This window comes from Pluralibacter gergoviae ATCC 33028 = NBRC 105706 (assembly GCF_001598855.1).
In the GTDB taxonomy this organism is placed as follows: domain Bacteria; phylum Pseudomonadota; class Gammaproteobacteria; order Enterobacterales; family Enterobacteriaceae; genus Pluralibacter; species Pluralibacter gergoviae.
On the sequence record NZ_BCZS01000002.1, the window covers coordinates 256,059 to 269,376 of the forward strand.

Annotated in this window: 12 protein-coding genes; 6 read left to right on the forward strand and 6 right to left on the reverse strand. The window is 61.6% G+C overall.

The window, feature by feature from the left end:
• Positions 1-4: 4 nt before the first annotated feature.
• From ENGE1_RS03635 to ENGE1_RS03645, 3 genes are all read left to right on the forward strand, one after another.
• Positions 5-1,735, forward strand: coding sequence for an amidohydrolase (locus ENGE1_RS03635; RefSeq protein ID WP_048254386.1), 1,731 nt, complete (start codon positions 5-7; stop codon positions 1,733-1,735).
• 176 nt (positions 1,736-1,911) lie between these two features.
• Positions 1,912-3,255, forward strand: a complete 1,344-nt coding sequence (locus ENGE1_RS03640; RefSeq protein WP_048254385.1) for an APC family permease — start codon at positions 1,912-1,914, stop codon at positions 3,253-3,255.
• 7 nt (positions 3,256-3,262) lie between these two features.
• Positions 3,263-3,799 (forward strand): GNAT family N-acetyltransferase, encoded by a 537-nt coding sequence (locus tag ENGE1_RS03645; protein WP_048254383.1) that lies wholly within the window; start codon positions 3,263-3,265, stop codon positions 3,797-3,799.
• 20 nt (positions 3,800-3,819) lie between these two features.
• On the opposite strand, the gene ENGE1_RS03650 is transcribed toward ENGE1_RS03645, so the two are convergent.
• The 5 genes from ENGE1_RS03650 to yjgA all read right to left on the reverse strand — a co-directional run bounded on the left by ENGE1_RS03650 (position 3,820) and on the right by yjgA (position 9,792).
• A complete protein-coding gene (locus tag ENGE1_RS03650) occupies positions 3,820-4,827 on the reverse strand; it encodes an ABC transporter substrate-binding protein (RefSeq protein ID WP_048254382.1) in 1,008 nt (335 codons plus the stop codon).
• Between the two features lie 12 nt (positions 4,828-4,839).
• Positions 4,840-6,987 carry a TonB-dependent receptor gene (locus ENGE1_RS03655; protein ID WP_048254380.1) on the reverse strand — a complete coding sequence of 716 codons (2,148 nt, stop codon included), beginning with the start codon at positions 6,985-6,987 and terminating at the stop codon, positions 4,840-4,842.
• A gap of 211 nt (positions 6,988-7,198) precedes the next feature.
• Entirely contained in the window at positions 7,199-8,407 is a 1,209-nt protein-coding gene (locus ENGE1_RS03660; RefSeq protein WP_043080715.1) for an aldose 1-epimerase family protein, read from the reverse strand.
• 224 nt (positions 8,408-8,631) lie between these two features.
• Positions 8,632-9,024 carry a 2TM domain-containing protein gene (locus tag ENGE1_RS29145; protein ID WP_155731551.1) on the reverse strand — a complete coding sequence of 131 codons (393 nt, stop codon included), beginning with the start codon at positions 9,022-9,024 and terminating at the stop codon, positions 8,632-8,634.
• Between the two features lie 213 nt (positions 9,025-9,237).
• Positions 9,238-9,792, reverse strand: coding sequence for a ribosome biogenesis factor YjgA (yjgA, locus tag ENGE1_RS03670; protein ID WP_043080713.1), 555 nt, complete (start codon positions 9,790-9,792; stop codon positions 9,238-9,240).
• Between the two features lie 95 nt (positions 9,793-9,887).
• On the opposite strand from yjgA, the gene pmbA reads away from it, so the two are divergent.
• On the forward strand, positions 9,888-11,240 hold the full coding sequence (gene pmbA, locus ENGE1_RS03675) for a metalloprotease PmbA (RefSeq protein ID WP_048254376.1): 1,353 nt from the start codon (positions 9,888-9,890) through the stop codon (positions 11,238-11,240).
• 63 nt (positions 11,241-11,303) lie between these two features.
• On the forward strand, positions 11,304-11,690 hold the full coding sequence (gene cybC, locus ENGE1_RS03680; RefSeq protein ID WP_043080711.1) for a cytochrome b562: 387 nt from the start codon (positions 11,304-11,306) through the stop codon (positions 11,688-11,690).
• 7 nt (positions 11,691-11,697) lie between these two features.
• Here the strand turns inward: cybC and ENGE1_RS03685 are convergent, their stop codons facing one another.
• A complete protein-coding gene (locus tag ENGE1_RS03685) occupies positions 11,698-12,603 on the reverse strand; it encodes a DMT family transporter (RefSeq protein ID WP_048273257.1) in 906 nt (301 codons plus the stop codon).
• Positions 12,604-12,979: 376 nt separating this feature from the next.
• On the opposite strand from ENGE1_RS03685, the gene ENGE1_RS03690 reads away from it, so the two are divergent.
• On the forward strand, positions 12,980-13,309 hold the full coding sequence (locus tag ENGE1_RS03690) for a glycine dehydrogenase (RefSeq protein ID WP_071883268.1): 330 nt from the start codon (positions 12,980-12,982) through the stop codon (positions 13,307-13,309).
• Positions 13,310-13,318: the final 9 nt, after the last annotated feature.

Here is a 13,318-nt window from a genome sequence, read left to right on the forward strand (position 1 = left end):
ATTCATGACGACTGACTCCCTGAATCCTGACGTGATTTATCACAGCGGCAAAATCTATACGGCGGACAAGCGCGACAGCTTCTGTGAAGCAATTGCGATTACGCAGGGCTTTATCACGGCGACGGGCAGCAGCGAGGCGCTGCTCGGACTTGCGGGAAGCCACACGGAGGTGATTGATCTGGAGGGGCGGGTAGTGCTGCCCGGCCTTATCGACAGCCACATGCACCCGTTCTGGGGCGGCAAGCAGCTACGCGGCTGCAACCTCAACTACGCGGCGCTGACCGTGGAAGAGACGCTGGCGATTATCCAGAAGCATCTCGATGACGATCCGCTCAAGGAAGAGGACGACTGGCTCCCGGTGCGCGCCTGGCAGCGCCAGGGCATGGTGCCCGCCGGGGCCGACATGAGCCGCGACCTGCTCGATACCCTCAATACCCGCCGCCCGGTGGTGCTCTTTTCCAACGACTGCCACACCCTGGCGGGCAACAGCCGGGCGCTGGAGATGCTGGGTATCGACGAAAATACGCCGCCGCCGGCGGACGGTAAAATTGGCCGCGACGAAAGCGGCCGCCTGAACGGCATTATTGAAGACGCCCCGGCGATGCGCGCCTTCGACAGCATTCCGACCGGTACGCCGGAGCAGTGCGTGCTGATCGCCCGCCACGTGCAGAAAGTGCTCAACCAGCAGGGCGTCACCACGGTGATGGACACCCGCGTCTACGACGAGCAGCTGATTGCCTTTGCCGCCCTGCGCGATCGCGGCGAGCTGACCCTGCGGATGTGCGGCGCGCGCGAAATCACTCCGGACAGCGTGGCCGGCCCGCAGGACGCCGCCCGGGCGATGGACGAGATCGTCGCCTTTAACCAGCGCTGGAACGACCCGCAGTGGACGCCCGCGCCGGGCTTCGGCCTCAGCCACGTCAAGTTCTTCGTGGACGGCGTGCTGCAGCCGCCAACCATGACCGCCGCCCTGCTGCAGCCCTACCGCAAAAATCGCGGCAGCCACGACGCGCCGGACTGGCAGCAGAGCGACAGCTGCGGAGATCTTTACTTCACCACCGAGGTGTTCAACGCCCTGATCGACGAGTGCGGCCGCCGCGGCGTGCATCCGCACATGCACACCGTCGGCGACGGCGCTATCGAGGTGACGCTTGATGCCCTGGCGCAGATGCGCCAGCGCTATCCGGGCAAAGACGTCCGCCCGGGCCTGGCCCACAACGAGCTGGCGGCGGCCCACCAGTACGCCCGCTTTGCCGAACTGGACGCCACGGCGGTGCTCTCCTACCAGTGGGCCGGCCTGCCGGGCGTGCTGATTAGCGAAGAGCGCGAGATGCTTGGCGAAGATCGCTTCCCGCACCTCGAACCGCAGGGGCGCTTCCTCGACGCCGGGGCGCGGCTGGCCTACGGCAGCGACTGGCCGATTGACCGCCTCGATGAATGGTACAACCTGCAGGTGGCGATGACCCGCCGCGCCTGGGACGCCGACGGCCAGCCCGCCGGGCCGCGTCTGGACAACGACCGCAACCTGACGCTGATTGAAGTGCTGCGCTCGGCGACCATCGACGCCGCCTTTATGATCGCCCGCGACCGCGAGGTCGGCTCCCTGGAGCCGGGCAAGCTGGCGGACCTTATCGTGCTGCGCGACGATATCTTCAGCCATCCGCCGGAAACCCTGTTCAGAACCCGGGTGATGCGCACGGTGATTGGCGGCAAAGTCGTCTGGCAGGACGCATAACCCGCAGCGGCCCGCGCGGGCCGCTTTACTTATCAGGAGACGCGCACTACCGGCAGGGATATAAGGCCAGAATGGGAGCGCCGTTTTGCTTTCCAAACCCCCGCCCGTATGCAAAAATCCGCCCTCTTTTTTCGCGTTTAACGGTGCCACAGATTGCGCCAGGAGATGATACGGGAATGCCGCAAACACTGCAGTTAAGAAGAGTGCTTAAAACCCCCGCGCTGGTCGCGTTCGGGCTGGCCTATATGGTGCCGCTTGGCGTCTTTACCACCTACGGCCAGGTGACCGTCCTCAGTGAAGGACATCTGCCGATTGCCTACCTTGTCACCATTGTGACGATCCTGTTTACCGCCCTGAGCTACTGCCGGATGGCCAGCGCCCTGCCGCTGGCGGGATCGGCTTACTCCTACGTGCAGCGCAGCTTCGGCGGTAAAATGGGCTTTCTGGTCGGCTGGGCGCAGATCCTTGACTATCTGTTTCTGCCGATCCTCAACTATCTGGTTTTAGGTATTTTCCTGCATGAGGCATTTCCGGCCATTCCGGCGCCGGTATTCGTGCTGGCCTCGATTCTTTCCGTCAGCTTCCTCAACGTTATCGGCGTGCGGCTGCTGACCTCGGTGAACTTTACCCTGATTGCCGCCCAGCTGGTGTTTATCGTGCTGTTTATCGCGCTCTCCTTCAGCCACGCGGATCTCAGCCCGGAAGCGCTGATGCGCCCGCTGATGGTCAACGGCAGCCACCTCGGCGGCCTGCTGGCCGGCGCGGCGGTACTGTGCCTGGCCTTCCTCGGCTTCGACGCCATCGCCACCATGGCCGAAGAAGCCGATGATGCGAAGCGCACGCTGCCGAAGGCGATCATCATCACCGTCCTGCTGGCGGGGGTTATCTTTATCGCCGTCTCCTACGCCGCGCACCTGATCTACCCGGACTGGCGGGCGCTGATCCCGGTGCAGGACACCGCCAGCCTGGTTGTCTCCGAGAAGGCGGGCGGCAAGTGGATGTACAACTTCTTTATGGCCGCCTACCTGACCGGCGTCTACGCTTCGGCGATGACCGCCCAGACCGGCGTCTCGCGCATTTTTTACGCCATGGGCCGCGAGGGCGTGCTGCCGAAGAAGATTTTCTATCACCTGCACCCGCGCTTTCGCACCCCGAACCGGGCGATTATCTTCGTGGCGCTTATCTCCCTGACCGCCCTTGAGCTGAACCTCGATCTGGTGGTGTCGATGATTAGCTTCGGCGCGCTGGTGGCCTTTACCTTCGTTAACCTCAGCGTGATCAAACACTTCCTGATTAACGAGAAGCAGCGCGGCGGGGCGGCCCTTGTCCGCTACGGCCTGCTGCCGCTGATGGGCGTCGGCATGTCGGTGTGGCTGTGGACCAGCCTGGCAACGGATGCGCTGATTGTCGGCCTGGTGTGGCTGGCGGTCGGCGTTATCTGGCTGCTGGTAATGACCCGCGGCCTGAGCAGGCCGCTGCCGTCGGTGAAGCGCGACGACCTGTCGCACCTGATTGATTGAGGCGCCCATGCTGACCAGCCAAAAAATCACCTCCGTGGATCAGGCGCTGTTTTCGCGCCTGGACAGCCTGTACGCTGCGGCGTTTCCGTGGCACGAGCAGCGCGAGCCGCGGGCCAAGCGCGCGGCGATGGCCGATGCGCACTACGCCCTCGAGGCGTGGTTTGACGGCGAACAGTTTGTCGGCCTCAGCGGCTGCTGGGTCTTCGACGGCTATCTCTACGTCGAGCACCTGGCGGTGGACGGCGCGCTGCGCTCGCAGGGCTACGGCAAGCGCCTGCTGGCGCAGATCCTCAGCCGCGAGCCGGTAACGGTGCTGGAGATTGACCCGCTGACCACCGGGATTGCCCGCCGCCGCCTGCGCTTCTATGAATCGATGGGCTTCGTCGCCAATCCCTGGCCGCACGTGCACCCGGCCTATCACGCGCAGACCGCCGGGCACGCGCTGATTGTCCTGAGCTATCCGACGGCGCTGGACGCGAAGGCGTACCGCCGCTTTAATGACGACCTGTGCGGGACGGTGATGCGGGGAGCGGCGGCGGACTGAGCCGCGCCCCCGGCGGCGGTCTACTGCGGCGGCAGGGCGTGCAGGATGCGCTGCGCCTGCGCCGCCGTTAGCGGGTAGTCAAAGAAGCGCTGATAGAAGTCGCGCGTCATTTTTACCATATCGACATCGGCAAACAGCGCCGGATGCAGCACCTGCGCCGCCCACGGGACCTGCAGGGCGCTCTCCACGCCGTAGCGGTCCCAGGGGAAAACGCCCGCCGGATTAGCGAAGACCCTGTGCTGCTTCACCGCGCTGAGGCCGCTGAATAGCCCGGCGTAGGCCGAATGATCGAGGCTTCCGCAGCCTTCGCCGAGAATAATCACGTCCGGCTGCCAGAGCAGCACCTTCTCCGGCGACACCTCCTTCATATTCCCCGTAATCCCGGCGGCGGCGTTGCGCCCGCCCGCGAGTCGGATCCAGGTATCAATCAGCGTTCCGCTGCCGTCGACCTTCAGCGGATTGAGCGACTGAATGTGCAGCACCCGGGGGCGGCTGTTCTCCGCCAGCCCGGCCGTTTTCTGTTCAACCAGGCGCAGGGTTGCGCTGAGATAGCGGTTATAGTCCGCCGCCCGCTCCCGCGCGCGCGGCGTGCCGAGCACCTGCGCCGTGGTGGTCATGTCGCGCATCAGGCCGGGGAAATCGGTAAACGACAGCGCGACCACCGGCAGCCCCGCCTGGCGGTAGCCCTCCGCCTGCGGATTGCCCCTGGCGACGAACACCACGTCCGCGTGCCGGGCGAGCAGCGCCTCGGCGCTGAACGCGGCGCCCTGGGCGTGCACGGCACTCTTAAGCTCCGGCGTGACCCGCGACATCCAGGGGCGGTCCTTCTCGCGGTTAACGGTGGCAATAATTTGCCCGCCGGCGCCGAGGGCGACCAGCAGCGAGTGGTGGGCGTACCATCCCTCGGCGATGCGCTGAATACTGTCGGGCAGGATAACCGACCGCCCGGCGTCATCCACCGCCCGGCGCGCGGCCAGGGCGGGAAGGGCAAGCCCGGCGCAGAGCAGCCAGGCGTAGCATTTTTTCATTTTCACTCCCCCTCAGAACTCAATGGTCATGGAGACCTGCGCCTGGCGCGGCGCGCCCAGTTGGGCGCTGGCCGCTCCCGTACCGGTGTAGCCGGTGAGCGCCCCGGGGACAATATTGGTCCAGTAGTGGCGGTTGGTCAGATTGGTGACGTCAAAGCGCCAGGTGACCGGCGTCCGCGTGCCCGGCAGGGTGGTGCGGTAGCCGGTGCCGGCATCCACGGTGGTGTAGCCGCCGACGGAGGTATCATTCCCGTTGTCGGTGTAGCGCTTGCCGGCGTAGTGGATATTGGTATCCAGATCCAGCCCCTGCACCTGCGGCAGGCTGTAGACTGCCAGCATATTGGCGGTATAGCGCGGCAGGCCGACCACCCGCTTGCCGCTGGCCGAGGCGTCGGCGGTGTTGTGCAGGCGGGCATCGAGCCAGGTCACGCCGCCGAACAGGCGCAGATTATCGCTCACGCGGCCGTCCACCATCAGCTCCACGCCGCGGTTTTTCTGCTTGCCGTCTTCGGAAAAATTGCCGTCGTCCTGCACGTAGGCAAACGGGCGCTTCGCCCGGAACAGCGCGGCGGTAAGCAGCAGGTCGCGGTTAACGGCGTATTTAGCGCCGACTTCAATCTGCCTGCTGCGGTAGGGGTTAAGCACCTGACCGGCGTTGTGGGCGGTGGCCGGGGCGGTATCGCCCTGCTGCAGGCTGTCGGCGTAGGTGGTGTAGAGCATCAGGCTGTCGACGGGCCGGTACATCAGGCTGGCGGAGCCGCTGGCGCCGCTGTCGCGGGAGGCGCTGGCCCGCAGCCCTTTGTTAGTGGTGTTCGGCTTTTTGTTGGCGTAGTTGTTGACGTTAAAACGGTTTTCGCTACCCGAAAGCAGCAGGCTCCACTGCGGATTAAAGGTGAGCGTATCGCTCAGCAAAAACGAATGCTGGGTGGTGGTCGCCGAGTGGAAGCGGTGCTTGAAGTTGGGGAAGTCCGGCTTGTTGTAGCGCGTGCGGTGGCCGAGCGAGCCTTCGCCGACCGTGTAGCTGCCGCCGTTGACCGGGTTGAAGTTCTGCCACACAAAGCCGCGCACGCCCATCGCCAGATCGTGGTGCAGCCCGCCGGTATCAACGCTGCCGGTCAGGTTCGCCATATAGCTGTTGATGGTAAAGCGGCTGGCGGCGGAGTTGGCGGTAGTGGTTTTATAGTTTCCGTCGTTATCCGTCAGCGTATTGGTCATGGTCGTGGATTCGCGGTCGGCGATCTGGCGCAGAACGCCGATATCCAGCAGCCAGTTGCCGTCAAAATCGTGCTTCAGGTGGGCGATAGCGGTGGTCGTCTTATCGTCATTACCGGCGAACGACTGGGCGTATTTACGCTTCGTCGGGTTCAGCGATCCGGGAAAGTGGACGCCTTTGCCGAGGGCAAAGCTGGCGGGCAGGCCCCGGTCGTAGTAGCGATAGTGGCTAAAGTTGGTCTCCAGCACCGTGCTATCGGTGAGCTGGAAATCAAGCCCGAGATCGACCAGCCGGCGGCGCTTATGGCTCCCGTGGGTGTAGCCGTGTCCCTCGTCGTTAAGCATATTGAGCCGGTACTTTACCCGGTCGCCGTCGTCCAGCGGGCCACCGATATCCATCGCCGCCAGCCCGCCGTTACCGGTGCTGCCGCCGCCGGTAAAGCGGTACAGGGGCGCATCCGTCGGGCGCTTCGAGACGAGGTTAAACATGCCTGCCGGATTCGCCGGGCCGTACATGGCGCTGCCGAGTCCGCTGAGCACCTCCACTTGCTGAAACTGTTCGGCCGCATATTCAGTGGTCGAGACGGCGTTCAGGCCGTCAATCATACTGTTTTGTACCACGCTGCCCTGCATCCCCCGGGTCTGCGGGCGTACGCCGTCACCCTGCACCGAGGGCAAGTAGCGGTAGACGTCCTTCACGTTTCTGAGCTGCTGCTGTTCAATCAGCGAAGAAGAGACGGTCTGCACCGAGTAGGGCACGTCCGCGACGCTGCGCTTGCCGAGGTTACCGAGCGTGGCCTGCTTTTCTGCCGCCGGTGCTTCAGCGCCGCTGCCGGGGGGCGCGGCGGTAACGAGCATCGTGTCTTCAGCCTTCGCGCTGTGCGCGGCGCTCAGGCAAGGAAGTACCAGCAGCCCCAGCAGGGAGGCTTTTTTGTGAGTTGAGAACATAGTTTACGCGGATCTTATGGAGTCACCGGCGGCAGGCCCGGTCGGGGCCTGCCGTCTCCCGCAGGGTAGTCAGAGTGGTAGCTTATTAGTATGACAAATACTCTAACACAATCGATATATAAGTATCTATATAACGAAGGGGGTAGATCGGACTACGGCGTGGGGAAAATAGCGCCGCGCGCCCGGACGACGGGCAGAGCGGCGCGGCGTGCTACTCTTTGGCGATCGGCGTTTCGTTCAGCTCAACCTGCTTATCGCCCTGCAGGCCGCTGATTTTCTTCTCCACGTCCGCCACCTGCTTACTGTCGTGCAGCAGGGTATAGGTCAGATCGAAGCGGGTGCTCTCGCCCGGCTGCAGCTGCTTCACGCGCTTCTGCTCTCGTTCGATGGTGACCGGATAGGCGTAGCTGGTGCCCGGCTCGATGCCGGTCACGTAGCCCTGTTTGAGGGTGTCGGTGTTTTTCCACAGGGTCAGGACCGGCAGCTGGCGGGTATCAAATTCAATGGCCGCGCCCTTATCACCGGCTTTGTTGACGATGGCGGCCAGGGTTTTGTGGTCGCCGCCGGCGATGGGCCGGATGTTAAACACCATCTCATCGAAGCCTTTGGTTGGCCCGGCGTAGGTCTGCCACGTTTTCAGGCCCGCCTTCGCGTAGTCGTTGAACGGGCTGATGGCGGTCATCGGCGCGAGGAAGCGCGCGCCCTCTTCGAGGATCGGCGTGCTGAAGTTGCTGTGATAGATGATCTGGTAGTCGTGCGGATAGTCGGCATGGTTGGTCAGCACATCGTGCAGGCTGAAGCTGTTGCTGCCCGGCACGTAGCGCAGCTCGGTCATCGTCTGCAGGTCGGCCTTCTTGAAGGTGCTCTCTTTAATGAGCCCGCGAATGCGAATTTCGTGCGGTGCGGCGTCGGCTACTTCCACTTCCACCTGCGAGGCCGGGGTGTTGCCCGCTTTGCCGTGCAGGGTGTAGATCTGCCCGTCGGCGGTGACCGGGTGGCCGGTCCACTCGTAGCCGCAGCGCACCATCATTTCGTTGAAACCTTCCAGCCATCCGAGGCCGTTGCGGCTTTCAAGGTTAATAAACGCCGGGTTCACCACCTCTTTTACCGGCGAATCCCAGCCCATTCGCGAACCAAAACCTTCTACGTGCAGCAGGTTCATGCCCCGGGTCGGGCTGAGGGTAATCGTCAGGCCATTTTTACTGCTGATAGTGATAATTTTACTGCCTTCCTGCCTGCCGCCGTGGAGCACTTTCTGCTCGATGCTGAAGCTGTCGCCTTTCGCGTTCAGCTCCTGACTGTCAATTTTCCAGTTTCCTTTATCTACGCCGCTTTCAGCGCTGGTCAGCACCCAGGTTTTTGCCAGCGCAGGGCCGGAAACCAGCAGCGCGATGGCCGATAAAACTAACGCTTTTTTCATTTTTCATTCCTTTTGCTGAAACGATTGTGTCGTTGGTAAAGGAAATCTAAATGTTAACAATTATGTAAAACGTGAGATGGCTCACCTGATGAGTAAACAGGCGTTTTTAAGCTATTAAATGTGACTTTTAAGTAGTTTTTGGTGAAAAAGTGGCTGATGAGATCACCATTTATGTGATCTCACCAGTGAATAGGCTGAACGATTCAGCTAAAGGGGCGCCTTAACTAGCGCCTGATATCGGGCAGCACGCGCGCTTCCGGGAATATTTTCGCCAGCACAAACAGGTTGAATGCGCGCACGGCAAGCAGCAGGCCCCAGACCAGCGTCACGATAAGCGCCCAGCGGCTGTGCGGCGAGAAGAGATAATTGATCATCAGCAGCGCGGCGCACACGATGATAAAAGAGGCCAGTTTGCGAAAAAAACGCGCCTGTGACGCGGATGCGGCGGCGGGCGGAGAGGGCGGCGGCGAGTCGGGCTGTTCGTCAGGATCGTCCTGCAGATCGGCGGCGTGAAGTTCAAACGCCGAAGCCAGCGCCGCCAGCGTTTCCAGACCGGGCTTCTGCCCGCTTTCAATACGCTGGACGGTGCGCGCCGACAGCGACGTGAGATCGGCCAGCTGCTCCTGCTACCAGGCGTTACGCAGGCGGTACATTTTGACTTTTTCAGCGGTATTCATGATGGGGCTCTCAGTGATTATTCGATAAAGAGAGTCTGGCACATTTGGCGGGGACAGGGACACGACAGCCGGGCGACATTCAGCCGACAGGACGGCGACAGCGCGTTCTCGCGGGGAGGCGAGGCCCGAAGCGGCGGCTTCGGGCCGGGAAACTTACTCGTCACTTTCGGCAAGCTCGCGCAGATACTGGAAGATCTGGCGGGAGGATTTCGGCGGCTTGTTGCCTTCCTTCTCTTTTTTGGCGTTGCGGATAAGCGAACGCAGCTGCTGGCGGTCGGCGTCCGGCCACAGGTTCAGCACGTCGGCCACCGCGTCATCGCCTTCATCGATCAGGCGATCGCGAAGCTGCTCCAGCTTATGGAACAGCGCCACCTGCTGATTGTGGCGGTTCTTCAGCTTGTCGAGCGCCTGGCGAATCGGGTCTACGTCGCGGCTGCGCAGCAGTTTCCCGATAAGCTGCAGCTGGCGGCGGCGGCCCTCTTTCTTGATGCGCTGCGCCAGTTCAATGGCCGCGCGCAGGTCGTCATCCAGCGGGATGCGGTCGAGGGCGTTTTTGCCCAGATCTACCAGCTCGGCGCCGAGCTGCTTTAATTCTTCAGCATCGCGCTTAATTTCGCTTTTGCTGACCCAGATGATTTCATCATCTTCATCGTCGATTTCATCATCGCCGGGCACGTCGTCGAGCCAGTCTTTGGGCTGCTTGGTCATCTCAGGCTCCTTAAAAAAGAGGCATATGTTATCAGTTAAGGCGAGCACTGAAAAACGGTTATCTGTTAGACTCAACTGAAACTCCTTTCTACATTATGGCATTGGCGATGAAAGTAATCACACAGGTTGCAGAACAGCGTAAGGCACTGGAAAAAGCCGTCTCCACCGCGCTGGAGCTGGCGTCGGGCAAATCTGATGGCGCAGAAGTCTCGGTGAGCAAAACCACAGGTATTGGCGTCAGTACCCGCTATGGCGAAGTGGAGAATGTGGAATTCAACAGCGACGGGGCGCTGGGCATCACCGTCTATCACCAGAACCGCAAGGGCAGCGCGTCGTCTACGGATCTGAGCCAGGAGGCCATCGCCCGCACCGTGCAGGCGGCGCTGGACATTGCCCGCTACACCTCGCCGGACCCGTGCGCGGGCGTGGCCGAGAAAGATCTGCTGGCCTTCGATGCCCCGGATCTCGACCTTTTTCATCCGGCGGAAGTCAGCCCCGATGAGGCTATCGAGCTGGCGGCCCGCGCCGAGCAGGCATCACTGCAGGCCGATAAGCGCATTACCAATACCGAGGGCGGCAGCTTCAACAGCCACTACGGCATCCGTGTTTTCGGCAACAGCCACGGCATGTTGCAGAGCTACTGCTCCACCCGCCATTCGCTTTCGAGCTGCGTGATTGCCGAAGAGAACGGCGATATGGAGCGCGACTACGCCTACACCATCAGCCGCGAGCTGGACAAGCTGCAGAGCCCGGAAGCGGTCGGCGCCGAATGCGCCCGCCGTACCCTGGCGCGCCTGGCGCCGCGCAAGCTTTCGACCATGAAGGCGCCGGTGATTTTCGCCAGTGAAGTGGCGACCGGCCTGTTCGGCCACCTGGTCGGCGCGATTGCCGGCGGCGCGGTGTACCGCAAGTCTACCTTCCTGCTGGACTCACTCGGCCAGCAGATCCTGCCGGCGTGGCTGACCATTGAAGAGCATCCGCACCTGCTGAAGGGGCTGGCTTCCACGCCATTCGACAGCGAAGGCGTGCGCACGGAGCGCCGCGACATCATTAAAGACGGCGTGCTGACCCAGTGGCTGCTGACCAACTACTCGGCGCGCAAGCTGGGCCTGAAAAGCACCGGCCACGCGGGCGGCATCCACAACTGGCGCATCAAGGGGCAGGGGCTGAGCTTCGAACAGCTGCTGAAAGAGATGGGCACCGGCCTGGTGGTCACCGAACTGATGGGGCAGGGCGTCAGCGGCGTCACCGGCGACTACTCGCGCGGCGCCTCCGGCTTCTGGGTAGAGAACGGCGAAATCCAGTATCCGGTAAGCGAAATCACCATCGCCGGCAACCTGAAAGAGATGTGGCGCAATATCGCCACCGTCGCCGACGATATCGAGACCCGCAGCAACATTCAGTGCGGCTCGGTGCTGCTGCCGGAGATGAAAATCGCCGGACAATAACTAAGATATACCCTACAGGGCGCCAACTGCGGCGCCTTTTTTATAAAAAGAAGGAAGTGAGCAATGAACAAAAAACTGCTGGCAATGCTGACCGCATCTGCCCTGGTACTGGCCGCCGCGCCGGCGCTGGCCGATCTCGAAGATGATATGGATACTCTGTCTGCCAACCTGAAGGTGGTGCAGAAGACCGACGATGCGGCCAAAATGACCGCGGCGCTGAAAGAGATGCGCACCGCCGCGCTCGATGCGCAGAAGCAGACCCCGCCGAAGCTGGAAAACAAGGCCGCCGACAGCGCGGAGATGAAGGATTTCCGCCACGGCTTTGACATTCTGGTCGGCCAGATTGACGGCGCGCTGAAGTTCGCCAATGAGGGTAAGGTGAAGGAAGCGAAGGCGGCGGCAGATGAGCTGGTAAAAACCAGGAATGCGTATCATAAGAAGTATCGTTGATTGATCGTCAGGGCCGCACCTTCCGCGCGGGCCCTGGCTTTTTGGTCGAGCAGCAGCCGATGCCGAAGATAATCAGCCCCAGCGTTATCAGGTGGTACACCTCCAGCCGGTTTCCCAAAAATACAATTCCCATCAGCCCGCCCGATACCGGAATAAGGTGAGTGAAAATTTCGCTGCGGGTAGTGCCTATCATCGACACGCCCTTGCTCCAGAAAACGTAGGCCAGCCACGAAGGGAAAATCACCAGGTAGAGAATGCCGGCGATAACGGCAGGCGACGTCGCGTAAACCACGCCGCGATAGCTTTCGGCCAGCGCCGCGTGGGCGAGAAACAGCGGCAGCAGTATCACCGTACCGAGCAGCGAGCAGAAGGCGACAAACGAGGTGTTGCTGACTTCGCGATCCTTAAAGCGCAGCAGCGCGCAGTACAGCGCCCAGCTCAGGGCCGAGATAATGGTCAGCACATCGCCCCAGCCGAAGCGCTGTACGCTGCCGTGGCCGCTGGAAAAGGCCAGATACAGAACGCCGGCGGTGCTGGCGGCGACGCCGAGCACGTTACGGGGGGAGATAGTCTCGCGGAACAAGCAGGCGTTAATCAGCAGCACCAGGCAGGGCGTGCTGCTGATATAGATAGCGGCATTGAGCGAGGAGGTGTACTGCAGGCCGATATAGAGGGTTAGCGGAAAGCTCACCTGGCCGAGCAGGGCGAACAGGGTGTTAATGCCGAGCTGCTGGCGCAGGCGGGGAAGATCGCTGATAAAGGTTTTGCGGTACAGGGCAACCATCAGCAGGGTGGTTAACCCCCAGCGGATCAGGCTCAGACCAAAGGGATCGATCGACTGGACCAGCAGATGGCCGACAACATAGTTGCCGCCCCAGAAAATGGCCGCCAGGGCCAGTAACAAATACGCCACGTGAGTCCTCACTCTTTTTTGCCAGGCTTTAATCCTTTTTTATAATGTGGTTATAGGGTAGCGATAAAGAGTGATCTTCATCCACTTTTTCCGGTTAACCCGCAGGCAGCGCGCCGGGGTCATAACAAAACCTTATCCATCTCACACTTTTGCAACAGATCTGCCGCCGCGATCCTGCGTTTTGCGTCGCCGATTTCCGCTATTCCCGTGATGAGAATCACATAAACCCAGCGAATTATGCTTAACCATCAAAAATCTGTGGAATAGATCACCTTCACCGCCCCCGTTTCCACTTCGAAGTGGAAAACAACTCGCTACAAACCCTCCAAGCCGCCCGGTACTGTTAATCCAGACGCAAATCAACGGGGCCAGAACAGTGAATAACGGAGCAGTGATTACCGACGCAGGGAGCCAGACCGAAGAGCTTGCTACCCGCATGCTGGGTCAGGTGTACAGCCTGCTGAAAAGCCGCGGCATCATCCCAAACGCCGTGCAGGAACAGATGCTGACCTCCCACGTCCGCGCCATGGCGCACCGGTCGGTGACCGGGGAGCCGCTGCCGGAAGTAGAAGCCAGCCTGTTTGAAGAAATTTCACCCGAATCAATGGCACTTGCCCGGGAAGTGGTCGCGCAGTTCGGCAACCTTCCGGATGAAGAAGCCTGGCTGCTGTCAGTGCACTTCGAAGTGGCGAAAGAGAACCTTTAAGGAGCAATA